Genomic DNA, 23,293 nt, shown 5'->3' with positions numbered 1-23,293 from the left:
ACAATATTTTATGACACTAAAATCTGAAAAATCGTTGTCATCTGAACAACAAGAAGAACTAATCAATCTTTTAAAATTACGTTTTGAAAAAAATACCAATCGCCATTTAGGTATAGTATGGGCTCATGTAGAACTAAAATTACGCTCCAATACTGAAAAACTGTGGTCATTAAATGAAATGGAGTTGACTGGAGGAGAACCCGATGTGGTTACCTATGACGAAAATACAAACGAATTTATTTTTTATGATTGTTCAGCAGAAAGTCCTAAAGATAGAAGAAGTTTTTGTTACGACCGAGAAGCTTTAGATGCCAGAAAAGAGCACAAACCAAAAAATAACGCTGTTGAAATGGCTGATGTTATGGGAATTGAAATTTTAACAGAGGATGAATATAGAGCATTACAGCAACTTGGTGATTTCGATTTAAAAACATCTAGTTGGCTAAAAACACCCGAAGACATTAGAAAACTTGGTGGTGCAATTTTTGGAGACAAACGCTATAACAACGTTTTTGTTTACCATAACGGTGTACAATCTTATTACGCCGCTAGAGGGTTTCGTGGAATGCTAAAAATTTGAATATTAGAACGTAATTATACAATTTTTCTTTTGTGTTTCCAACGTTTATGTGTCCAGAAATAATATTCTGGCGCATCATAAATTTGTTTTTCAACTTCACGTAAAAACAGATCTGTTAATTCGTAGTCTTTATAATCGTTAGACTTTTCGGCTAAAGTCTTAATTTCAGCTTCATAATACCCGCGTTTTACTTTGTTAACTTTTAAATAGGCAATAGTTAAATCTAGTTTTTTAGCCAATCGTTCAGCACCAGTAAAGCAAGGGGTTTCTATATCCATGAATGTACCCCAATATACATCTTTTGTGAGTCGCGGAGATTGATCACTTAAAAATGCTGTAATACTTTTCTTGCCTTCAGCTTCATTATGGTTAATGATACTAATTGTTTCTTTTGTGCTTATTAATTGTGTGCTAAATTTTGAACGAATATCTCTAACCAATTTGTCAAAATATTTATTGGCTAATTTTTTATATACTCCAAAGCCTTTAAAATTAATATAGTTTTGTAAAACAACAGACCATTCCCAACTGGCATAATGGCCATACATTAATAATACGCTTTTGTTTTGCAACTCTAAACGTTGAAATTCCTCGGGATTTAATAATACAAAACGCTTTTTTAATTCGCTTTCAGAAATTGTCATGGTTTTAGCCATTTCTAAAAACATATCGCATAAATGCTGGTAGAATTTTTTCTGAATTAAGGCTAATTCCTTTTCAGGTTTATCTGGAAAAACAAGCTTTAAATTGCTGTAAACTACCTTTTTACGATAGCCAATAATGTAGTAAAGTAACACGTATACACCATCAGAAACCAAGTAGAGTAGTTTAAAAGGAAGTATGGAAACCAACCACAGAATGGGATAAATAAGAATATATGCTAAAAGTTGCATGAATTAATTTTAGATTTGCAGCAGCAAATATATGCTAATTTTGAACTTAAACCTTTACACTTCATGGGCAATTTAGATTTAGTAACTATCATTATCATAGCAGCAAATGTTATTATATCATATAAAGGCTTTGGGGATTATGCTTTTTTCGATACTTACAAATTTAGTGTTGGTGGTGTGCAAAGAGGTGAAAAAATACGCATGTTCAGTTCAGGTTTTCTGCATGTAGATACACAGCATTTGTTGTTCAACATGTTAACTTTATACTTTTTTGCATCTCCCGTTATTGATTATGTGGCGCCTTTAGGTTTTATTATTATTTATGTGGTTAGTTTACTTACTGGAAGTTTACTGTCGCTATATTTTCATAAAAACGAGTATCATTATAGTGCTGTTGGTGCAAGTGGCGCTGTAACAGGTATTTTGTATGCTGCTATTTTGCTACAGCCAGGTATGAAGCTCATGATATTATTCATACCAATTCCTATTCCTGCCTATTTATTTGGTATTGGTTATTTGCTTTATTCCATTTACGGAATGAAAAATAGAATAGGTAATATTGGTCACGATGCCCATTTTGGTGGCGCCATTGGTGGTTTTGTAGCCACATTAATTTTAGCACCGTATTTATTTCAAACCAATTTACTAATGATTGGATTGTTGGCAATCCCTATTGTGTTGTTACTTGTTTTGAAGAAAGCTGGAAAAATATAGTTTAAATTTTTAAATCGTTTTTAACTTTCAACTTTGAAACTTTTAACTTTAAACTTAGAATTGGCATAGCTATTGAATTTATATAGCAAATGAATATGATGAAATTGTTTTAGTTGACTGATATTCAATATTATATTATTTTTTGTAAATTATTAAAAATTAAGGATTCAATAGTTTTTATGACATATTGACCTAAATACATATATGAAAAAATCTAATTTTATATCTCTAGACAGTTTGTCATTACAGGATTTTGATGAAAATTCAGAATTAATCCCGTTAATGACGCCTGAAGATGAAGAAGAAATAAACAACGAAAAATTACCCGAAACACTACCTATTTTGTCTTTACGCAATACAGTATTGTTTCCCGGGGTGGTTATTCCTATTACTGCGGGTCGCGATAAATCAATCCGTCTAATAAACGATGCCAATAAAGGCAATAAAGTCATTGGTGTCGTAGCTCAAAAAGATGAATCGGTTGAAAATCCTACAGCAAAGGAAATTCATGAAATAGGAACGGTTGCCAAAATTTTACGTGTTTTAAAAATGCCCGATGGTAACATAACGGTTATCATTCAAGGAAAAAAACGATTTAAAGTTGCCGAGGTTCTAACCGAAGAACCTTATATGAACGCAACCGTTAGGGAAATTCCAGAAGCACGACCTGCGCAGAAAAATAAAGAATTTATAGCAATAATTGAATCGATTAAAGACTTAGCTCTTAACATTATTAAGGAAAGCCCGAACATCCCAAGTGAGGCATCTTTCGCTATTAAAAACATAGAAAGCGATTCTTTTTTAATCAATTTTGTGTCGTCAAACATGAATCTTTCTGTAGCGGAAAAACAAGCCCTTTTAGAGATTGACGATCTTAAAAAACGCGCTCTTGCCACACTTAAGTTTATGAATGTCGAGTTTCAGAAACTGGAGCTTAAAAACGATATTCAGTCTAAAGTGCAAATGGACATGAGTCAGCAACAGCGTGAATATTTCTTGCATCAACAAATGAAAACCATTCAGGAAGAATTGGGTGGTGTCAATCATGATGAAGAAATTGAAGAAATGCGTTTACGTGCCGATGAGAAATTATGGGATGAAAAGGTAGAAAAGCATTTTGAAAAAGAACTTGCCAAAATGCAGCGTATGAATCCGCAAGTGGCAGAATATTCCATTCAACGTAATTATTTAGAACTGTTTTTAGATTTGCCTTGGAACGAGTTCAGCAAAGATAAATTCGATTTAAAACGTGCCATGAAAATACTAGACCGCGATCATTTTGGTTTAGAAGATGTAAAACGTCGTATTATTGAATATTTAGCTGTTTTAAAATTGCGTAACGATATGAAGTCGCCTATTTTATGTTTGTACGGACCTCCGGGAGTTGGTAAAACATCTTTAGGAAAATCGATAGCCGAAGCGTTAGGTAGAGAATATGTGCGTATTTCATTAGGTGGTTTGCGTGATGAAGCGGAGATACGTGGGCATAGAAAAACCTATATTGGTGCTATGCCTGGGCGTATCATTCAAAGTTTGAAAAAAGCAGGTACTTCCAACCCGGTGTTTGTTTTAGATGAAATTGATAAATTGTCTAATTCTAATCAAGGAGATCCATCTTCTGCCATGTTGGAAGTTTTGGATCCTGAACAAAACAGCGAGTTTTACGATAACTTTTTGGAAATGGGTTACGACCTTTCTAAAGTGATGTTTATTGCAACTTCAAACAGCTTATCAACCATACAACCTGCTTTGAGAGACCGTATGGAAATCATCAATGTTACTGGTTATACCATTGAAGAAAAGGTTGAAATTGGTAAACGCCATTTACTTCCAAAGCAATTAAAAGAACATGGTTTAACCGATGCCAATCTTAAAATAGGAAAAGCGCAATTAGAGAAAATTGTTGAAGGTTATACACGTGAATCTGGTGTACGTGGATTGGAAAAACAAATCGCAAAAATGGTGCGTTATGCTGCCAAAAACATTGCGATGGAAGAAGATTACAATATTAAAGTCACCAATGAAGATGTAATTGAAGTATTGGGCGGTCCCAAATTAGAACGTGATAAATACGAAAATAATAATGTGGCCGGTGTGGTTACAGGATTAGCATGGACAAGTGTTGGTGGCGATATTTTATTTATTGAATCTATCCTTTCAAAAGGTAAAGGCACATTGAGTATTACAGGTAATTTAGGTACGGTTATGAAAGAATCTGCTACTATTGCCATGGAATACATCAAATCAAATGCTGATGAATTCGGAATTAATTCGGAGGTTTTTGAAAAATATAATGTGCATATTCACGTGCCAGAAGGAGCTACTCCAAAAGACGGACCAAGTGCAGGTGTTACTATGTTAACATCGTTAGTATCGTTATTCACACAGAAAAAAGTGAAGAAAAGTTTAGCCATGACTGGTGAAATTACACTTCGTGGAAAAGTGCTTCCTGTGGGTGGTATTAAAGAAAAAATTCTGGCAGCTAAACGTGCAAGAATTAAAGAAATATTGCTTTGTGAAGAAAACCGACGCGATATTGAAGAAATAAAACAAGATTATTTAAAAGGGTTAACCTTTCATTATGTAACCGATATGAGTGATGTTATTAAGCTAGCTATTACAAATCAAAAGGTTGTAAACGCTAAGAAACTTTAAAAAGTAAAGCAAAAAGGCCTCGATTAATTTCGGGGTTTTTTTATGATTTAAAATAAAAGATACATGCTACCGTTTTAAGATAGATTTACTTACTTTGCGATGTAAATATGCTGAAGAAAATTATCACGCTTTTTTGTTTGCCATTTAGTATCTTAACCTATGCTCAGGTAGGAGGTGAGTCTACCTATCAATTTCTTAATTTAGTTTCGTCGCCACGTCAAGCAGCTTTAGGAGGAAAAGTGCTTACCATTGTAGATTATGATGTAACGCAAGGACTATACAATCCGGCAACTATAAACGTTGATATGGATAACCAACTTGCGTTAAATTACACCAGTTATTTAGGAGGCATTAGTTATGGGACTGCGGCGTATGCTTATACAGTGGATAGGCGCACCCAAACATTCCATGCGGGTATTACTTATGTTAATTATGGTTCGTTTGATGGGTATGATGAAGAAGGAAATTCAACAGGTACGTTTACAGGAAACGAAACAGCCTTGTCTTTTGGTTACGCTACCCAATTAGGGTATTCTAATTTTTATTTTGGTGCTAATTCTAAACTAATTACCTCTAAATTAGAACAATATAATTCACTTGGAGCAGCGGTAGATTTAGGATTATTATACATTGATGAAGATTTAGGTTTTCATGCGGCTTTAGCGGTTCGAAATTTAGGGACGCAAATTACAACTTATGCAGGTCTTAAAGAAAAACTCCCATTTGAAGTCGATTTTGGAATGTCTCAAAACTTAGAGAATGTACCCATTCGTTGGCATATTACATTAGAAAATTTACAAGAATGGCCCATAGCAAGACCAAATCCAGCAAGAACAACGAGTGATTTAAGTGGCAATCAAACTGAAGAGAAAGTAGGTTTTTTAGGTCAGGTGATACGACACAGTATTTTTGGTGCTGAAATTTTTCCTGAAGGTGGATTTAATATTCGAATAGGATATAATTTTCGACGTGCCGAAGAATTACGAATTGTAGACCAACGGAATTTTTCAGGTTTATCAGCCGGTTTTTCAATAAAAATGAATAAAATGCGCTTTAGTTACACACACGCCAAATATACAAGTGCAGCCAATTCAAACTTTTTTGGTTTACAAATTGATTTGCAATAGAAGTTTTAAAGTTTGAAAGTAGAAAGTTTGTAAAGTAAAATTCCATGAAATAACAGTAACTTTTTAACTTTACAACTAATTTAAATTTAATGAAAAGCATCACAATCGCCATAGACGGGTTTTCTTCCACAGGAAAAAGTACAGTCGCCAAACAAATTGCAAAGCATTTGGGCTACGTATATGTCGATTCTGGTGCGATGTACAGAGCCGTTACTTATTATGCTATGCAACATGGTTTTATAGATAACAATCATTTTAATATTGAAGGTTTAGTCGAAAATTTAAAAGCTATCATAATTAGTTTTAAGTTTAATAAGGACGTTGGGTTTGCTGAAGTGTACTTGAATGGAGTTAATATAGAGGACGACATTCGCACATTGGAAGTCTCCAGTTTTGTTAGTAAAGTTGCCGAAATATCTGAAGTACGGCAAAAATTGGTGGAGCAACAGCAGCAATTTGGAAAAGATGGTGGCGTGGTTATGGATGGTCGTGATATAGGAACCGTTGTATTCCCAAATGCTGAACTTAAATTATTCATGACCGCTTCCGCAGAAACCAGAGCCGAAAGGCGTTATTCAGAATTGATTGAACGCGGTAATACTGTTACATATGAAGATGTGCTTCAAAATGTTCAAGAACGAGATTATATCGATTCCAATAGAGAAGATTCGCCTTTAACAAAAGCGAAAGATGCTATTCAAATAGACAATTCGAACATGAGTTTGCAAGAACAGTTTGATAAAATCTTGCAGCTTGCAAAAGCAACTTTGGAAAAAACAGTATAATTTTTAAATTAAACGGCCACTATTACAAGAGCATTTTTCAGGAAAATTATCGATATAAATATTTGTGTAATAGTGGCTGTTAGTGAAATAGTTACTTTATATTCGGTATTACCAACTGTTGTCCAGGTTGGATTAAATCTGGGTTGTTTAAAATATTAGTGTTTGCTCTAAAAATATCATGATATTTAGAAGCGCTTTTATAATAATGTTTTGCGATTCCTCCTAAAGTTTCACCGCTTTTCACCGTATGTCTATGATATATACTTTCATCAGCCACATTAATATTCGCTTTAATATCGTTTGGATTTTCGCCTCCAATTTCTTTAATTTTATCCCAAAGCAGGTTTTTTTCATAAAGTGTATTTGCTGTCCCTTTTACTTTTAAAACGCCATTCTCTTCTGTTACATCACCGTTTTGAATGTTTAGTTTTTTTCCTAAATCTAAAACCGATTGGTATTTTGCTTTTACTGCCATAATTATAAATGTTTTAATATTTTAAATGTCTTTAATATAATGAATTATTCATGTAACTTTTATTAATTTAAAGTTAAGTTTTTAGTTTTTAACAATTTAGGATTGAAATAAATTAAATTTAAATAATTTTAATTATTCATTTTTAGGTAATTAACTTGATAATGTGTATTTTTGCACTCCTTTTAGCGAATTCACGGAAAGATAAGAGGAGTAGAAAACGAAAATTAATAACACTTCTGTGTGTTTGTCGCTTAAAATCTTCCGAAGCATACAGAATACAAAACAAATGTAGTTAGGCGCATAACATAATGATTTCTAACGCATTTCAAATTATTTAAATGGCTGAAAAAGCAAATCAAGCTGAAGTTGAAGCAACTAACGCTCCAACAGTAGAAGCTCCAGTAGTATCTGAAGCTAAAGCAAACCCTGAAAAATTCTTAGCAAACTTTAACTGGCACAATTACCAAGAAGGTATTGATGAAGTTGATGAAAAGCAATTACAAGAATTTGAAAAATTAGTAGCAGAGAATTTCGTTGACACTTTAAACGATGAAGTTGTTGAAGGTACCGTAGTGCACATTTCTGATAGAGATGCGATTATTGATATCAACGCAAAATCTGAAGGTGTTATTTCTTTAAACGAATTCCGTTACAACCCAAACTTAGCAGTTGGTGACAAAGTAGAAGTATTAATTGATGTTCGTGAAGATGCAACTGGTCAATTAGTATTGTCTCACAGAAAAGCTCGTGTAATTAAAGCATGGGACCGCGTTATTAAAGCTAACGAAACTGGTGAAATCGTTAATGGTTTTGTTAAATGTAGAACTAAAGGTGGTATGATTGTGGATGTATTCGGTATCGAAGCATTCTTGCCAGGTTCTCAAATTGATGTGAAACCAATTAGAGATTACGATCAGTACGTAAATAAAACTATGGAATTTAAAGTTGTGAAAATCAACCACGAATTCAAAAACGTAGTAGTATCTCATAAAGCGCTTATTGAAGCCGATATTGAGGTTCAGAAAAAAGAAATTATTGGTCAATTAGAAAAAGGTCAAGTATTAGAAGGTGTTGTTAAAAACATTACTTCTTACGGTGTATTCATCGATCTTGGTGGTGTAGATGGTTTAATCCACATTACTGATTTATCTTGGTCTCGTATCAATCATCCAAACGAGATTGTAGAATTAGATCAAAAACTTAACGTGGTAATCCTTGATTTTGATGAAAACAAATCAAGAATCCAATTAGGTCTTAAACAATTATCTAAACATCCATGGGAAGCATTAGCTGATACTGTGGCTGTAGGTGATAAAGTAAAAGGTAAAGTAGTTGTTATTGCAGATTACGGTGCATTTATTGAAGTTGCTGATGGTGTAGAAGGATTAATCCACGTTTCTGAAATGTCTTGGTCTACACATTTACGTTCAGCTCAAGATTTCGTAAATGTTGGTGATGAAGTTGAAGCAGTTATCTTAACTTTAGACAGAGAAGATCGTAAAATGTCTTTAGGTATCAAACAATTAACGTCTGATCCATGGACAGACATTACTACTAAATACCCATTAGGTTCTAAACACACAGGTATCGTTCGTAACTTTACAAACTTTGGTGTTTTTGTTGAATTAGAAGAAGGTATCGATGGATTAATTTACATCTCAGATTTATCTTGGACTAAGAAAATCAAACACCCATCTGAATTCTGTGCAGCTGGAGATAAATTAGAAGTTATCGTATTAGAGTTAGATGTTGAAGGACGTAAATTATCTTTAGGTCACAAACAAACAACTGTAAATCCTTGGGATGCTTACGAAACTGATTTTGCATTAGAAACTGTTCACACAGGTGAAATTTCTGAAATCGTTGATAAAGGAGCTACTGTAGAATTTAACGAAGATATCGTAGCATTCATTCCAACGCGTCACCTTGAAAAAGAAGACGGAAGTAAACTTAAAAAAGGCGATTCTGCCGAATTCAAGATTATTGAATTCAATAAAGAGTTTAAACGTGTAGTTGCATCTCACACTGCTATTTTTAAAGCAGAAGAAATTGCAAACGTAAAAGCTGCTGCTAAGAAAATAGAAGCACAAGCTGCTGAAGCAAAACCAACTCTAGGTGATGCTAATGAAGCTTTACAAGCTCTTAAAGATAAAATGGACGGAAAAGCTGCAAAAAAAACTAAGAAGTAATTCTTAATTTATTTAAAGTAAAATCCATTTACAAAACAAAAGCCTTCAAGAAATTGAAGGCTTTTTTTATGTTTAATACCAAATAATTTATATGGATAATATTGACAGGTCGTGCGTAGTCGAGACCTAAATAATTACCTATAATTTTAAATGATTGGGCGTGCCCATCCCGAAACGTCGGGAGGTCAGGTTGTGTGTTGAAATTTTTTGCTCGAGCCACACAAAAGGATTTCCACTACCATCCTTCACGCAACTGCCCAAGAACAGTTTTGACCATTATAGGCATTAAACTTTCATAAGTATCGTTTTTTATCATTAAACTTTTAAAATTTTGCATTACATTTGTACTCCAAATACGTTTGGATAGTATATGAGTCAAAAAGTTTTACTTAACGAAAAAGAGGTAAACATCATTCTTCACCGATTGGCTTGTCAACTTATTGAAAAACATAACGACTTCTCAAACACCGTTCTTATTGGTTTACAACCACGTGGCGTGTTTTTAGCCGATAGAATCGCTAAAATATTACGGGAAGATTACAAAGTTAAAAACATTCAATTGGGGCATTTAGACATTACTTTTTTTAGAGATGATTTCAGAAGAGGCGAAAAACCTCTAGAAGCGAATACCACCAAAATTAATTTTTTAGTTGAAGATAAGGATGTTGTTTTTATAGACGATGTATTGTACACAGGTAGAAGCATACGTGCAGCTTTAACCGCTATACAATCGTTTGGGAGGCCTAATGAAATTGAACTTTTAACACTTATAGACAGACGTTTTAGCAGACATTTACCTATACAACCCAATTATAGAGGAAGGCAAGTAGATGTAATAAACAACGAAAAAGTAAAAGTAAACTGGAAGGAACATGACAATGAAGATTCAGTGTACTTAATAGAAAAATGATGTTGAAGACGGAAGATAGAAGATGGATGACGGAAGTTTGTCTGGTCGAGCGCAGTCGAGACCTTGTATATAGAAATTAATAAAATAACCCATAAAAGTAACAGGCTTATTAAGCCTTAAACAACTTTTAAACTTTTAAACTAAAAAAATGAGCGAATTAAGTGTTAATCACTTATTAGGAATCAAATATCTGAACGAACAAGATATTCAACTTATTTTTGAAACTGCCGATCATTTTAAAGAAGTGATTAACCGCCCCATTAAAAAAGTACCTTCGTTAAGAGATATTACCATAGCAAACCTGTTTTTTGAAAATTCTACCAGAACAAAACTGTCTTTTGAATTGGCTGAAAAAAGATTGTCTGCCGATGTGCTTAATTTTTCATCATCACAATCTTCAGTAAAAAAAGGAGAAACCCTAATAGATACGGTTAACAATATTCTATCTATGAAAGTAGATATGGTAGTGATGCGTCACCCCAACCCAGGAGCAGGTGTGTTTTTGTCAAAACACGTTAAAGCAAGTATTATAAATGCAGGCGATGGCGCTCACGAGCATCCAACACAGGCCTTATTAGACTCGTATTCAATACGAGAAAAGCTTGGAGATGTAGCTGGTAAAAAAGTGGTTATTGTTGGGGATATATTACACAGTAGGGTAGCACTTTCAAACATATTCGCATTACAATTGCAAGGTGCAGAAGTAATGGTTTGTGGTCCTAAAACCTTACTGCCAAAGTATATAGATACGCTTGGAGTAAAAGTGGAAACTAACTTGCTTAAAGCCTTAAACTGGTGTGATGTAGCAAATATGTTACGTGTTCAAAACGAACGTATGGATATTAGTTATTTTCCATCAACCAGAGAATATACACAACAATTTGGAGTTAATAAAGAATTACTCGATTCTTTAGATAAAGAAATAACCATCATGCATCCCGGGCCCATTAATAGAGGCGTAGAGATAACAAGTGATGTGGCCGATTCCAAACAATCAATAATTTTAGACCAAGTTCAAAATGGGGTTGCAATTAGAATGGCAGTTATTTATTTATTAGCTTCAAAAATAAAACAGTAAATCATGATTATAGACCAAGACGGAAATATTTCGATAATCACTCAAGAAAAAGCAACTATTATTGAGTTGGTAAAAAAAATACAAGCTTTATATCCTAAATTCAAAAATAATAATATCATTATAGCTTTATCTTATTTGAATAAATTAAGCTTACAAGATATTGTTGAATTTCTAGAACTATCTAATACACATAGAGCTGCAAATCATTCATTTGTAATTGTTTCTGATAAAATAGATTTAGACATAGTTCCAGACGAAATAGTTGTAGTACCTACCATTCAAGAAGCTTACGATATTATAGAAATGGAAGAAATGGAGCGCGATTTAGGGTTCTGAAAAAAGTTTATGAGTTTATTAAAAAGTTTATGAGTTTATATTTTAATTAAATAACCTTTAAACCGATAAACTACTAAACCCATAACCTCATAAACCTCTAAACCAATATTAAATGAAACTTACCATATTAGGTTGTTATAGTGCCACACCAAGAGCTTTAACAAATACTACATCGCAAGTACTGGAAATAAACAATCATATGTTTTTAATAGATTGTGGTGAAGGAACTCAGGTGGAGCTACGCAAGCATAAAATTAAGTTTAATCGCATAAAACACATTTTCATTTCTCATTTACATGGTGACCATTTTTTCGGTTTAGTAGGTTTAATTTCAACATTTAGGCTGCTAACCCGCGAAACCGATTTACATATTTATGGACCAAAAGGCATTAAAGAAGTGGTAACACTTCAAATGAAGTTAGCCGATTCTTGGACTAATTACAAACTTATTTTCCATGAATTGACTTCAGAAAATTCAGAACTTATTTTTGAAGATGAAGAAGTTCAAGTGTTGACCATTCCTTTAAACCACCGGATTTACACCAATGGGTATCTTTTTAAAGAAAAAGAAGGCAACCGTAAATTAGATATAGGTTTGGTTGAAGAAGCCAACATCAATATAGCTTACTACAGAAAATTAGCCCAAGGTTTTGATGTTGTAAATGATGATGGTGTACTTATTAATAATAAGACCGTAACTAAACCTGGTTTAAAACCAAAAAGTTATGCCTTTTGTAGCGACACCATGTATAAAGAAGACATTGTACCAATAATTAAAAATACTGATGTTTTGTACCATGAATCTACTTTTTTAGAAAAACATGCGTATTTAGCACCAAAAACCAAACATTCTACAGCAAAAGAAGCGGCTAGTATAGCTAAACAAGCTAATGTAGGTACATTATTGCTTGGTCATTATTCTACGCGTTATGAAGGTTTAAATGCTTTTAAACAAGAAGCCCAGGAAATTTTTGAAAATGTGGAATTATGTGAAGATGGAAAGACTTTTAATTTCTAATATTTTTAGAATTTAAAACCCAATGAACAGCTTCTTCTATAGATTCACAAAGTTTTACACTGTTCTTTAAAAACATTTTTTCTAAGGTAGCACTCATAAAACCAGCATCAGTATACCAAACTATAGCCGCGGCTTCAATAAAATCGTATTCTTTACTAAAGGTTACCCAAACAAAAGGGTCTATAGAATACGAATTCACTTTATTAGATATAAATCCAATCTTTTTAGCCGTACCATATTGCTCAATAATCATATTAGCAATTTTTTGAATTATCAACCAATCCACATGTATTTCATGGTTTAATTCTGCCACCACAAAATCTTCACAAATAAAAAATTTTCCAAAGGGAAGTTGTATTTTTTTATGGCTAAACTTAGTTATGTTTTTATACTCTTCAAACGTCATCGTGTAGTAATATACAACTTATTTTTTAAACGAATATTTGTTTAAAGTTAAGACGATGTAAAATCAGCGATTTGGTTTGTTACAAACAAACTATACAAGATGTATTTTTTAAAGAAATTATATGAATAACTGAAGTGTATTTATTTTTTTAAGTTTTCTTAAATATAAACCCCATTCAATAGCACATCCACAAAAAGTAAAATATTTTTTATAAAAACCTACAAGTAATATTTAATAGAATTCAATTAATTAAGCTCCTTTAAGCTTAATATCCAAGTAAAGGCATCATCAAGATTATTCGTTATTTTTATATTCTTTTTAGAGAAGCGCTTTTCAATTGTGGCATTCATTAAGTTCATATTTGTGTAACAAACAGAAACACTGGCAACAATAAAATTATATTCATCAAAGAACTTTTTCCAAAGGTCTGGTTCGAAAGAGTACGAGTTTAATCTATTAGAAATATACCCTAGTTTACAATTGGTTTCATAATGTTCAAAAATACTTTCAATAACTATTGCTATTTTCTTCTCATCGAAATGTACTCCATAATTTATTTCAGCAATAACAATTTTATCTAAAAAATAGTAAGTGCCAAAATCGAATGATTTTTTCGAGTACCTATACTTTTTGCTAAATATTGAATCTTCAAATTTCATGGATTAATTACAATGTTAATCAAATATATTCTATTTTAGTTAAATTCTTACTTTAAACATCTAATTTTTACTTCACTTGTAACAAGTTTATAAAACAATAGTTATCACCAGTAAATTAATTTGAAAAACTCGTAAATTGCAAGCATGGAAAAAGATTTAAGCAATTATAGAAAATCTTATGAGAAGAGCGAGCTCAGTTTAAAAGATGTGCCTGAAAACCCTATAGAATTGTTTCAAAAATGGTTTTATGAGGTTGATAAATTTTTTATTGAAGATGAAACCAATGCTATGACAATTTCTACTATTGGTTTAGACGGTTACCCTAAAAATAGGGTAGTACTGTTAAAACGATTTACACATGAGGGTTTTATTTTTTATACCAATTATAATAGTGAAAAAGGAAATGCGATAGCACAAAACCCTAATGTTTCCTTATCTTTTTTTTGGCATGGTGCCGAACGCCAAATAATTATTAAAGGGAAAGCTGAAAAAATTGCTGAGAATTTAAGCGATGGGTATTTTGAAACGAGACCACGAGGAAGCCAATTAGGTGCTTTAGTTTCAAACCAAAGTGAGGTTGTTTCTAGTAGAGATTTTCTAGAACAAAAGCTATCAAATTTAGAAAAAGAGTTTGAAGGGAAAGAAATTCCACGCCCCACATATTGGGGTGGTTATATTGTAAAACCTATTGAAATAGAATTTTGGCAAGGTCGTCCAAATAGATTGCACGACAGAATACGCTACCAGCTACAACCAGATTACAATTGGCTAATTAATCGACTATCTCCATAATATACATGATGAAATACATTAATTTTATTTAAAAAATGCATTTCAACGATTAAATACAATAAAAATCGACGTATGACGTGTTTTTAGTCGATTTTAACATTTTGTTAACATTCACTTCGGTTTAGGAGGTTAATTTTACATAACCAAATAAATTACCTACTTATGAAGTTGATAACGAAACTGCCTTTACTGGCATTGTTTGCTTTTTTGAGCTTTTCCTGTACTACAGATAGTCTTGATGATAAAGCTGATGCGATAGAGTTAAGCCTAACTACTCCAGAAACAAAGACCATTGAAGTAGAAATACTTGAACTTATTAATAACCACAGATTATCGATGGGTTTAACAGCACTTTCTGATATGACTGTGGTTAAATCGGTGGCATTTACCCATACCGATTATATGGTAGATAACAACGAAGTGTCTCATGCTAACTTTTACAAAAGAAGCGATTATTTAAAAGCAAAGGCAGGAGCTATTAGAGTGTCTGAAAATGTGGCTTACGGCTACAGTTCTGCGGAATCGGTTGTAAGAGCTTGGTTAAAGAGCGACGGACACCGAGCAAATATTGAAGGTGATTATACAAACTTTGATTTAGCGGCTGAACAAAATGCCGAAGGAAAATGGTATTACACCAACATTTTTATAAAAAAATAAGAATTGCTTTTTTAAAAGTAATTTAAAACAATAAACAAATTTGATTTTTACTGATTATAGCAAACATTGCATGATATTGGTACTTTTGTGTAATTGAAAACTATTTTTATTTAATTTGTATGCGTTTAATCAATTAAGTGCAATTACTTAACTTTTTATCAATTCAAAGTCTAAAACATCTCTCAATCTATTTAAACTCTCATTTGATAAAAATTTAAATGCCATTCCAATAAAAACATATCTAATCATTAAAGTTTGTCCTATAACAACTAAAATAAAAAAAGGTGAAAATTTTTCTGTTCTCGCTAAGATAGCTATTGTGATTGCTATTATTGGGATGCAAATAATTATAATAGATAAAATTTTAAATGCTTTTTGAATTTCAACTTTTACGTGTCCTCCATTAGAATTAATCTCTCCAGTCATAACACAAAAAGCACCCCTTCCAATTGAAGAAGATATTATTTTAAAATGGTTTCCGTTTATTACTCCACGAAAAGATTTATCTGTATATTAGAAGTCAAATTATTAGATTTTTCTGTTCTTCTTTCCAATCGATTCAGTGTTTCTTTTTGGTCTCCAATTAATTTAAATGCATGTTCTTTTGTTGGAAAAATATTCATTTTTTATAATGCTAATTATGTATAAAACTAATATACATATTATCCTAATAATTATTTAAAAAAACTACATAACAAAAAACCATCAAAAGAAACTTTTTCCTTTGATGGTTTTTATAGTTATTGTACTAAGCTTAATTTATTGCATTCTAATCACAATAAACTGTGTGCGTCTGTTTAATTGGTGCTGTGCTTCTGTACATGGCACTGTCCCATTACATTGGTTTGTTAATCGTTGTTCCCCATAACCTTTGTATTCGGTTATTCTAGCAGGATCTACACCTTTATTTATTAAATACTCATAAGTAGCTTTAGCCCTTTCTTCCGATAGTATATCGTTATAACTAGATGTACCTCTGGAATCGGTGTGCGATTCTATTTTTATAAACATGTTAGGGTAGGTGTTCATCATTAAGTTTACAATTCTGTCTAATTCAATAGTACTATCACGTCTAATATCGTATTTATTAAAATCGAAATAAATAGGTTGAAGCTCTGTAATTGGAGCTACTTTATTTTTATTTGGACTTAACGTTATATTTGCTGTAATATTTGTAACACTTCTGTCGATGCCTTTAGATGTTACCGATATAGTGCTATCTAAATAATCATCATTTTTAACATTTAGGTAGTAATCGGTATCTCTGTCTATATTAATGTCATACTGTCCATTTTCATCAGTTTCTATAGTTACTATTGGTTTACTGTTGCTATCCAATAAAGTAATTGTAGCATTTGCTACCGGACTAACCGTTTCGGCATCGGTTACGGTTCCTTCTATTTTTAACTGTGGAATTCTATCGTAAGCATAAATATCATCACTACCCATACCACCATCTCTATTTGAAGCAAAATAACCGGACAAACCATCTTCATTCATAAAGAAAGAGAAATCATCTTTACTTGAATTTACAGGAACGCCTAAATTGATTACACTAATAATTTTTTTGTTTTCATCTGTAACGGTTCCGAAAATATCGAGCAAGCCTAAACCTGGGTGTCCATCAGAAGCAAAAAACAGATTATTTTCACTATTTATAAAAGGAAAACTTTCATTTTTATTGGTATTAACAGGGCTTCCCAAATTTTGCGGTGTACCATAACCATTACTATTTATATCTACAAAATAAATATCGGTACCACCTAAACCTCCAGGCATATCAGATGCAAAATATAGTTTGGTTTCATCGCTATTTAAAGCTGGGTGAGCAATAGAGTAGTTGTTACTATTAAAAGGAAGTTCTTCAATGTTTGACCATTTACCATCAACTAAAGTTGCTTTGTAAATTTTAAGATTTGTAACTCCTTCATCTGTTTTTCCTAAAACTTGTTTATTGAAATCGTTTCTTGAAAAATACATGGTTTTACCATCTTTAGAGATGGTTAAAGGTCCTTCGTGATATATAGAATTTACAGTTCCTTTTAACTTGAATTTATTATTTACAATACTATCGTTATTAGATTTTACATATATATCTAAAAAAGGTTCTTCATTCCAACCATAAGTATGCTTCGTTAAAACGCCTTCGTCTCTTGAAGATGCAAAATATATGTTTCCATCTTTTTCGTATGCAGCAAAATCGCTGTACTTAGAATTGAAATTAATGTCTTTTAAAAAGTATTGTGGTTTTGCATTAAAAATACTGTTTATAAAATCGCTATCTTTTAAAAATTTGGCTTCTTTAATATCTCCACCCGCATCTTTAAAACGTTTTAACCATATACGAGATTCTTTATAGTCTTTAACACCACGTAATGCTTGTGCATAATTGTAGTAGTATTGATTTGGCACATTTGGTTGCTCCACAGCTTTTTTATAATAAACCGCAGCACTATCTGGGTTTCGCATATAGGCATAGCAATCGGCTAGTTGTCTAATTGCATAATCTGAATTGTAGTTTTTTGAAATAAGTTCTTTATACGTATTGGCAGCATTTACAAACGAAAACTTGTTGAATAGGTTATCAGCTTTTTTTTGTAAACCAGATTGCGCAAAAGCACACGTGCCTAATAGCAAAACAATACTGGTTAATAAGTAGTTTTTTAATCTCATGGGGTCTTTTTTTTAATTAAAAAATCTAATAAAAAGAGTTTTTAGTTTTTGAACACATTTGGTTGTTTAGACTTTTTTATTCCATTTTTACAACTATAAACTGTGTACGTCTATTTAATTGGTGATCTGCTTCTTCACAGTTTTCACCATCTTGACAACCATTGGTTAATCTACGCTCACCATAACCTTTATGCTCTGTAATTCTAGAAGGATCGATACCTTTAGAAATTAAATACTCGTAGGTTGAATTGGCCCTATCTATAGATAATTTATCGTTATATGAAAGGGCGCCTCTAGAATCGGTATGCGACTCAATGCGGATTACCATTTCTGGATAATCGTTTGTCATTAAATTTACAATCTTATCTAATTCTAAAGCTGCATCTTCTCTTATGTTGTGCTTATCATAATCGAAATAAATGGTATTTAATTCAGCAAGTTTTACAACATCAGGCAACGGATTTAATAACAAATTGGCACTAATGGTTATCAGTTCTGTTTGAATATTTTTAGAAGTAAATGTTCTGTAATCATCTATGTATTTTTTCTGACTGGCCACAATTTTATAATCTTTATTTCTATCGATGTTTATTTGATAAAAACCATTTTCATCGGTTTCCATATAGGCTATTTGGTTGTCTTTATCATCAAACAGCGTGATTACAGATTTTGCAACAGGTTTTGTATTGATAGCATCGGTTACAACACCTTCAACTTGTAATGTAGGTACTCTATGAAAGGCGTAAATATCATCACTACCACGACCACCAAGTCTGTTAGATGCAAAATAGCCTGTAATGCCATTGGGATTCATGGTAAACGAAAAATCATCTTTATTTGAATTAACTGGAACTCCTAAATTTATTACATCAACAATCTCATCATTTTCACCTTTAATGGTTCCGAATATATCCAATAGGCCTAAACCTGTGTGGCCATCGGATGAAAAGAATAGCGTACCTTCATTATTAATGAAAGGAAACCCTTCTGAACTTTCAGTATTCACCACTTTTCCTAAATTTTGTAGGTCTCTAAGTGTACCATCCGGGTATATATTTACTACCCAAATATCAGAACCTCCGTAACCTCCTTGTCTGTCTGAGGTAAAGTATAGTTTGGTGTCATCGCTATTTAAAGCCGCATGTTGTGTAGAAAATTCATCACCGTTTATAGATAGATCTTCAATATCTGTCCAGATGCTATCTCTTAAAGTAGCTCTGTAAATTTTCATATTGGTAAGTCCTTTTTTATCCTTTACTTCAACTTGGTCTTTGTAGTTGTTTCTTGAGAAATACATGGTACGACCATCTTTAGTTATAGTAACAGGGCCATCATGGTAAATAGAGTTTACATCACCTTTTATTTTAGCAGAATGATCGACATTTCTACGGGTTTTAGCATCTGTTACATAAACATCTAAAAAGGGTTGTTCATTCCAACCATATAAACGTTTTACGGCAACACCTTCATCTCTAGAAGATGTAAAGTAAACTTTTCCGTCACGTTCAAAAGCGCCAAAATCGCTATATTTAGAATTGAAGTAAACTCGGTCTAAAAAATATTGTTGTTTGGCCCCAAAAACACTAGTTATAAAGTTGATGTCTTTAGAAAAATCGTTAGCATTAACAACACCTCCAGAATCTTTATAGCGTTGTAACCACTCTTGAGATTCGTCATATTTTTTCATACCTCTAAGAGATTGCGCGTATTTATAGTAGTATTCTACGGGTACATTTTCTTGTTTAACAACGTTTTTATAATATCTAGATGCGTTATTTGGGTCTCTTAAAAAGGCATAACAATCGGCAAGTTGCCTGGTAGCATAGTCTTTGTTGTAATTATTGGCAATAAGTTCTCTGTAAACTTCGGCAGCTTTAACAAAAGAAAATTTATTGAATAAGGTGTCTGCTCGTTTTTGCTTTCCTTGTTGTGAAAACATAGAAATACTTAGCGCTAATGAGATACAAACTAATATGTGATTTTTAACTTTCATGAAAAATAGTATTAGAAATATCTTGGTGATTTTAATTTAGAACTTAAGAATTTGAATTCATAAATAAGTAATATTTCGTGAGAACCAGTTGTGTAACGTGCAATTTCAGAAATTGGTTTTTCATAAGCATACCCAACACGTAATTGTCTAGATACTTGAAAATCTGCAATGCCACCAATAGCTGCTGTTTTTTCATTAATTCTATACGAACCACCTAACCAAAATTTTTCGTTGAATAGAAAGTTGGCTGTTAAATCGTAAGAAACAGGAGCTCCGTTAGTCGCTTTCACTAAAAATGCTGGTTTTAACTTGATGCTTTTGCTTAAATCTACAACCACACCACCAGTAAAATAGTAACTTAGTCTATCTAATGCTTCAAATCCGTCATCGGTATTTTTATCTGTATTTAAAACCCTTGGAGTTGATAAACCAAAATACACTCTATTTGTGCTCCAATATACCCCTAAACCAACATTAGGTGTCCAACGGTCTTCTATACCATAAATGGATGGGTCTAAGCTTTCATCTTCACGGAAATCAGGGTCTAAACTATATTGTGTAAATCCACCTTTAATACCAAAAGCAAGTTTCCCTGTTCTACCTGTTGGAATACTATATGAAAAATCGCCATATAGGTATGTGAAATTCTCAGGACCTAAATCATCTTCAATAAATGAAAAGCCTAATCCAACTCTATCGTTTCTTAAAGGTGTGTGTATAGATAGTGTTTGTGTTATTGGACCTCCTTTAAAACCAACCCATTGGCTTCTGTGTAATCCAACAATACTTAAAGCTTCTCTACTACCAGCATACGCTGGGTTTATAGATACTGTATTGTACATATACTGTGTGAATTGCGGTAATTGTTGTGCAACTCCAACCGTACAACTTAACAATGCAATAGCGATTATGTTATGTTTAATAAATTTCATAGGTTAGGTTTTATTTGGTTCCTAAGTAAACAGGTCCTGTAAATGGTGCCAATCCACTATCTTTTAAAGTTACTATATAATAATAAGTTCCGTTTGGTACTTTACTTGCGGCTCCAACCGATTTTCTACTGGCGGTACCGTTCCAATCATTTTGATAATCATTAGACTCGTAAATTAAAGCACCCCATCTGTTAAATATTTTAACATCGTATCTAAATCCACACAATTCTATTCCTGAGATCTCGAAGAATTCATTGTAAGCATCACCATTAGGTGTCACTGCTTTAGATATTTCAACGTCGTTTTCACCACAAGGTAACACCACACAATCGGCATTTATATTCATGGTTAAATCGGTGATGCTTATACAGCCATTATCTGTTGTTGTGTATCTGAATATATAATCCATACCACCATCATCAGGAAGGAAGTCTGCAGCAAGTTCAAGTGTTGTTGGGTTGAATATATTACCTGTTAATGTTGCAACAGGATTCCCTTCAAGCATTTCCCAAGTGCCATTTGTATTAAGCGTACTAGGAATTAGGTCGTTTAAATTCACAATGCCATCATCAAAACATCTGTCTTGTGCAACAATATCAGTAATTATTTCATCAAGAGCTACATTTAGAGTTTGTTTATAAATAGCTTCATTGCTACACTCGTCCCTTACTGTCCAAGTTCTAACAATTTCATAATCGTTATAAACATTATCTGCAAATGTGCTTGTTTCATTGAATACCACTATGATATTTGATGCAGATGAACAATTATCTGTAAATGTTAAAGCAGGCACATCTGGGATATTAGTACAACTTACATTTAATATGTTATCAAATGTTGTTGTTGGTACTGGTGCCTTAGTGTCTTGAACAGTTATAATTTGCGTATGTATAGTTGTTAAACCACACTCATCAGTAGCTGTCCAAGTACGAGCAATAATATAATTATTGGGACAATCACCATTAGTTATAACATCTTTAACGGTTACTGTTGCGGTTCCACAATTATCGGTAGCTGTTATAGTTTGAGCTGTTGGTACAGCATCACATTCAACGGTTATATTACTAGGCAATGCTTCAACAAATTTAGGTGCCTTAGTATCTTTTACAATTATAATCTGTGTATGTTTTGTTGTGTTCCCACACTCATCAGTAGCCGTCCAAGTACGTGTAAGCGTATAGTTATTTGGGCAATTACCGTTTGTTCTTACATCATTAACAGAAACAGTAGCAGAACCACAAATATCGGTAGCTGTTAGCGTTACTGCTGTTGGTACAGCATCACATTCTACAACTAAATTAGTTGGAGGGAGTGTTGTTTCAACAAATGTTGGAGGTGTTGTATCTTGAACTGTTATAGTTTGAATATGTGTTTTTGTAAGTCCACATTCATCAGTCGCAGTCCAAGTGCGTGTGATAATATAATTATTAGCACAATCTCCGTTAGTTCTAACATCGTTAACTGTTACTGTTGCCGTTCCGCAATTATCAGTAGCTGTTAATGTTTCAGCAGCTGGTATTGAACTACATTCTACAGTAATATCTCCCGGAAGTGTATTTTCTACAAACTCTGGTGCTGTAGTATCAGATGTTGAAATTATTTGATCTGCAGTAGAAATATTTCCACAAACATCAGTAGCTGTCCAAGTACGAGTTATTGTATAAGTTCCTGAACAAGCACCACTTGTTATTACATCATTATAAGTCACAACAGGTGAAGGATCACAGTTATCGGTAGCTGTTGCCGTACCAAATGCTATTGGTGATAAATCATCACTACATTCTGCACTTACATTTGCTGGTAATGAAAGTACTGGTGCAGTAGTATCTTGAACAGTAATGATTTGAACGTGTGTTGTTGTATTTTCACTAGTATCAGTAGCAATCCAAGTACGTGTTAATATGTAATTTGAATCACAAGATCCAGCTGTTGTTATTTCTTCAAAATCTACATTAGCAGAATTACAATTATCTGTAGCTGTTAAAATTTCAGCAGTTGGTACTTGGTCACATTCTACAGTTGCGTCAATCGGAAGCAACTCAACAAATACTGGTGGTTGATTATCAGTTATAGTTATTACTTGTGTGCATGGTGTACTTGTATTATTAGCTTCATCGGTAGCTGTCCAAGTAATTGTTGTTACTCCCACAGGATATATATCTGTAAGGGCTAAATTGTCTGAACGAACGCCCACAAAAGTGAATACTGTTGAACAATTATCAGTAGCTGTAGGGTTTATAATGCTTATTGAAGCACCACAAATTCCTGAATCAGCAGTTTGATTGATATCTGTAGGACATGTTATTATAGGTAATTCATTATCAGTAATGGTTACATCAAAACTACACGTCGCCGTATTACCAGAAGCATCCGTTACCACAAAGGTATTGGTAGTGGTTCCAATAGGGAATGTAGCTCCTG

21 protein-coding genes are annotated in these 23,293 nt (G+C 32.9%); 12 read left to right on the top strand and 9 right to left on the bottom strand.

Annotation, left to right across the window (positions count from 1 at the left end; genetic code table 11):
• The first annotated feature begins 10 nt into the window (after nucleotides 1–10).
• The gene (locus VP395_RS00105) at nucleotides 11–580 is read left to right on the top strand and encodes a DUF4256 domain-containing protein (protein WP_346239655.1); all 570 of its coding nucleotides are present in this window, start codon (nucleotides 11–13) and stop codon (nucleotides 578–580) included.
• Nucleotides 581–594: 14 nt separating this feature from the next.
• On the opposite strand, the gene VP395_RS00100 is transcribed toward VP395_RS00105, so the two are convergent.
• A complete protein-coding gene (locus VP395_RS00100) occupies nucleotides 595–1,473 on the bottom strand; it encodes a lysophospholipid acyltransferase family protein (protein ID WP_346239654.1) in 879 nt (292 codons plus the stop codon).
• 63 nt (nucleotides 1,474–1,536) lie between these two features.
• Here VP395_RS00100 and VP395_RS00095 point away from each other — a divergent pair, with 63 nt between their 5' ends.
• From VP395_RS00095 to cmk, 4 genes are all read left to right on the top strand, one after another.
• Nucleotides 1,537–2,187 carry a rhomboid family intramembrane serine protease gene (locus tag VP395_RS00095; RefSeq protein ID WP_346239653.1) on the top strand — a complete coding sequence of 217 codons (651 nt, stop codon included), beginning with the start codon at nucleotides 1,537–1,539 and terminating at the stop codon, nucleotides 2,185–2,187.
• A gap of 204 nt (nucleotides 2,188–2,391) precedes the next feature.
• Nucleotides 2,392–4,842 (top strand): endopeptidase La, encoded by a 2,451-nt coding sequence (lon, locus tag VP395_RS00090; protein ID WP_346239652.1) that lies wholly within the window; start codon nucleotides 2,392–2,394, stop codon nucleotides 4,840–4,842.
• A gap of 107 nt (nucleotides 4,843–4,949) precedes the next feature.
• Nucleotides 4,950–5,969: a type IX secretion system protein PorQ gene (gene porQ / locus VP395_RS00085; RefSeq protein ID WP_346239651.1), complete on the top strand. Its 1,020-nt coding sequence runs from the start codon at nucleotides 4,950–4,952 to the stop codon at nucleotides 5,967–5,969.
• 89 nt (nucleotides 5,970–6,058) lie between these two features.
• Nucleotides 6,059–6,754: a (d)CMP kinase gene (gene cmk, locus VP395_RS00080; RefSeq protein WP_346239650.1), complete on the top strand. Its 696-nt coding sequence runs from the start codon at nucleotides 6,059–6,061 to the stop codon at nucleotides 6,752–6,754.
• Between the two features lie 91 nt (nucleotides 6,755–6,845).
• Here the strand turns inward: cmk and VP395_RS00075 are convergent, their stop codons facing one another.
• Nucleotides 6,846–7,229, bottom strand: a complete 384-nt coding sequence (locus VP395_RS00075) for a LysM peptidoglycan-binding domain-containing protein (RefSeq protein ID WP_346239649.1) — start codon at nucleotides 7,227–7,229, stop codon at nucleotides 6,846–6,848.
• Nucleotides 7,230–7,567: 338 nt separating this feature from the next.
• Between VP395_RS00075 and rpsA the strand changes: the two genes are divergently transcribed.
• The 5 genes from rpsA to VP395_RS00050 all read left to right on the top strand — a co-directional run bounded on the left by rpsA (nucleotide 7,568) and on the right by VP395_RS00050 (nucleotide 12,760).
• Complete coding sequence (gene rpsA, locus VP395_RS00070) at nucleotides 7,568–9,418, top strand: 30S ribosomal protein S1 (RefSeq protein ID WP_346239648.1); 1,851 nt, start codon at nucleotides 7,568–7,570, stop codon at nucleotides 9,416–9,418.
• Between the two features lie 370 nt (nucleotides 9,419–9,788).
• Entirely contained in the window at nucleotides 9,789–10,328 is a 540-nt protein-coding gene (pyrR, locus tag VP395_RS00065; RefSeq protein ID WP_346239647.1) for a bifunctional pyr operon transcriptional regulator/uracil phosphoribosyltransferase PyrR, read from the top strand.
• A gap of 148 nt (nucleotides 10,329–10,476) precedes the next feature.
• On the top strand, nucleotides 10,477–11,406 hold the full coding sequence (locus tag VP395_RS00060) for an aspartate carbamoyltransferase catalytic subunit (protein WP_346239646.1): 930 nt from the start codon (nucleotides 10,477–10,479) through the stop codon (nucleotides 11,404–11,406).
• A gap of 3 nt (nucleotides 11,407–11,409) precedes the next feature.
• Nucleotides 11,410–11,742 (top strand): ribonuclease Z, encoded by a 333-nt coding sequence (locus VP395_RS00055; protein ID WP_346239645.1) that lies wholly within the window; start codon nucleotides 11,410–11,412, stop codon nucleotides 11,740–11,742.
• A gap of 112 nt (nucleotides 11,743–11,854) precedes the next feature.
• Nucleotides 11,855–12,760, top strand: a complete 906-nt coding sequence (locus VP395_RS00050) for a ribonuclease Z (RefSeq protein WP_346239644.1) — start codon at nucleotides 11,855–11,857, stop codon at nucleotides 12,758–12,760.
• On the opposite strand, the gene VP395_RS00045 is transcribed toward VP395_RS00050, so the two are convergent.
• Complete coding sequence (locus VP395_RS00045; protein WP_346239643.1) at nucleotides 12,750–13,166, bottom strand: hypothetical protein; 417 nt, start codon at nucleotides 13,164–13,166, stop codon at nucleotides 12,750–12,752. The two genes, VP395_RS00050 and VP395_RS00045, sit on opposite strands and share 11 nt — an antisense overlap.
• Before the next feature lie 245 nt (nucleotides 13,167–13,411).
• Nucleotides 13,412–13,825 (bottom strand): hypothetical protein, encoded by a 414-nt coding sequence (locus VP395_RS00040; RefSeq protein WP_346239642.1) that lies wholly within the window; start codon nucleotides 13,823–13,825, stop codon nucleotides 13,412–13,414.
• Nucleotides 13,826–13,969: 144 nt separating this feature from the next.
• On the opposite strand from VP395_RS00040, the gene pdxH reads away from it, so the two are divergent.
• Together pdxH and VP395_RS00030 are read left to right on the top strand one after the other, a co-directional pair.
• Nucleotides 13,970–14,617 (top strand): pyridoxamine 5'-phosphate oxidase, encoded by a 648-nt coding sequence (gene pdxH, locus VP395_RS00035; protein WP_346239641.1) that lies wholly within the window; start codon nucleotides 13,970–13,972, stop codon nucleotides 14,615–14,617.
• A gap of 162 nt (nucleotides 14,618–14,779) precedes the next feature.
• Nucleotides 14,780–15,274: a CAP domain-containing protein gene (locus VP395_RS00030; protein ID WP_346239640.1), complete on the top strand. Its 495-nt coding sequence runs from the start codon at nucleotides 14,780–14,782 to the stop codon at nucleotides 15,272–15,274.
• A 147-nt stretch (nucleotides 15,275–15,421) separates the two neighbouring features.
• On the opposite strand, the gene VP395_RS00025 is transcribed toward VP395_RS00030, so the two are convergent.
• The 5 genes from VP395_RS00025 to VP395_RS00005 form a co-directional block, all read right to left on the bottom strand.
• The gene (locus tag VP395_RS00025; protein WP_346239639.1) at nucleotides 15,422–15,700 is read right to left on the bottom strand and encodes a hypothetical protein; all 279 of its coding nucleotides are present in this window, start codon (nucleotides 15,698–15,700) and stop codon (nucleotides 15,422–15,424) included.
• Between the two features lie 333 nt (nucleotides 15,701–16,033).
• Nucleotides 16,034–17,947 (bottom strand): OmpA family protein, encoded by a 1,914-nt coding sequence (locus VP395_RS00020; protein WP_346239638.1) that lies wholly within the window; start codon nucleotides 17,945–17,947, stop codon nucleotides 16,034–16,036.
• 76 nt (nucleotides 17,948–18,023) lie between these two features.
• The gene (locus VP395_RS00015; RefSeq protein WP_346239637.1) at nucleotides 18,024–19,940 is read right to left on the bottom strand and encodes an OmpA family protein; all 1,917 of its coding nucleotides are present in this window, start codon (nucleotides 19,938–19,940) and stop codon (nucleotides 18,024–18,026) included.
• An 11-nt stretch (nucleotides 19,941–19,951) separates the two neighbouring features.
• Nucleotides 19,952–20,872, bottom strand: a complete 921-nt coding sequence (locus tag VP395_RS00010) for a PorP/SprF family type IX secretion system membrane protein (RefSeq protein ID WP_346239636.1) — start codon at nucleotides 20,870–20,872, stop codon at nucleotides 19,952–19,954.
• Between the two features lie 10 nt (nucleotides 20,873–20,882).
• A partial coding sequence (locus VP395_RS00005) for an HYR-like domain-containing protein (RefSeq protein WP_346239635.1) occupies nucleotides 20,883–23,293 on the bottom strand: 2,411 nt, incomplete at its 5' end.

This window comes from Mariniflexile soesokkakense, from assembly GCF_039650365.1.
GTDB classification, from domain to species: domain Bacteria; phylum Bacteroidota; class Bacteroidia; order Flavobacteriales; family Flavobacteriaceae; genus Mariniflexile; species Mariniflexile soesokkakense.
The sequence above is the reverse complement of the archived record's forward strand: the minus strand, read 5'-3'. Positions and strand labels throughout refer to the sequence as shown.

Coding starts and splice junctions, on each gene's coding strand:
- VP395_RS00050 (WP_346239644.1), top strand. CDS start 11,855: ATGAAACTTACCATATTAGGTTGTTATAGTGCCACACCAAGAGCTTTA.
- rpsA (WP_346239648.1), top strand. CDS start 7,568: ATGGCTGAAAAAGCAAATCAAGCTGAAGTTGAAGCAACTAACGCTCCA.
- porQ (WP_346239651.1), top strand. CDS start 4,950: ATGCTGAAGAAAATTATCACGCTTTTTTGTTTGCCATTTAGTATCTTA.
- VP395_RS00055 (WP_346239645.1), top strand. CDS start 11,410: ATGATTATAGACCAAGACGGAAATATTTCGATAATCACTCAAGAAAAA.
- VP395_RS00025 (WP_346239639.1), bottom strand. CDS start 15,700: ATGACTGGAGAGATTAATTCTAATGGAGGACACGTAAAAGTTGAAATT.
- VP395_RS00045 (WP_346239643.1), bottom strand. CDS start 13,166: ATGACGTTTGAAGAGTATAAAAACATAACTAAGTTTAGCCATAAAAAA.
- VP395_RS00015 (WP_346239637.1), bottom strand. CDS start 19,940: ATGAAAGTTAAAAATCACATATTAGTTTGTATCTCATTAGCGCTAAGT.
- lon (WP_346239652.1), top strand. CDS start 2,392: ATGAAAAAATCTAATTTTATATCTCTAGACAGTTTGTCATTACAGGAT.
- VP395_RS00040 (WP_346239642.1), bottom strand. CDS start 13,825: ATGAAATTTGAAGATTCAATATTTAGCAAAAAGTATAGGTACTCGAAA.
- cmk (WP_346239650.1), top strand. CDS start 6,059: ATGAAAAGCATCACAATCGCCATAGACGGGTTTTCTTCCACAGGAAAA.
- VP395_RS00010 (WP_346239636.1), bottom strand. CDS start 20,872: ATGAAATTTATTAAACATAACATAATCGCTATTGCATTGTTAAGTTGT.
- VP395_RS00100 (WP_346239654.1), bottom strand. CDS start 1,473: ATGCAACTTTTAGCATATATTCTTATTTATCCCATTCTGTGGTTGGTT.
- pyrR (WP_346239647.1), top strand. CDS start 9,789: ATGAGTCAAAAAGTTTTACTTAACGAAAAAGAGGTAAACATCATTCTT.
- VP395_RS00075 (WP_346239649.1), bottom strand. CDS start 7,229: ATGGCAGTAAAAGCAAAATACCAATCGGTTTTAGATTTAGGAAAAAAA.
- VP395_RS00030 (WP_346239640.1), top strand. CDS start 14,780: ATGAAGTTGATAACGAAACTGCCTTTACTGGCATTGTTTGCTTTTTTG.
- VP395_RS00095 (WP_346239653.1), top strand. CDS start 1,537: ATGGGCAATTTAGATTTAGTAACTATCATTATCATAGCAGCAAATGTT.
- VP395_RS00020 (WP_346239638.1), bottom strand. CDS start 17,947: ATGAGATTAAAAAACTACTTATTAACCAGTATTGTTTTGCTATTAGGC.
- pdxH (WP_346239641.1), top strand. CDS start 13,970: ATGGAAAAAGATTTAAGCAATTATAGAAAATCTTATGAGAAGAGCGAG.
- VP395_RS00060 (WP_346239646.1), top strand. CDS start 10,477: ATGAGCGAATTAAGTGTTAATCACTTATTAGGAATCAAATATCTGAAC.
- VP395_RS00105 (WP_346239655.1), top strand. CDS start 11: ATGACACTAAAATCTGAAAAATCGTTGTCATCTGAACAACAAGAAGAA.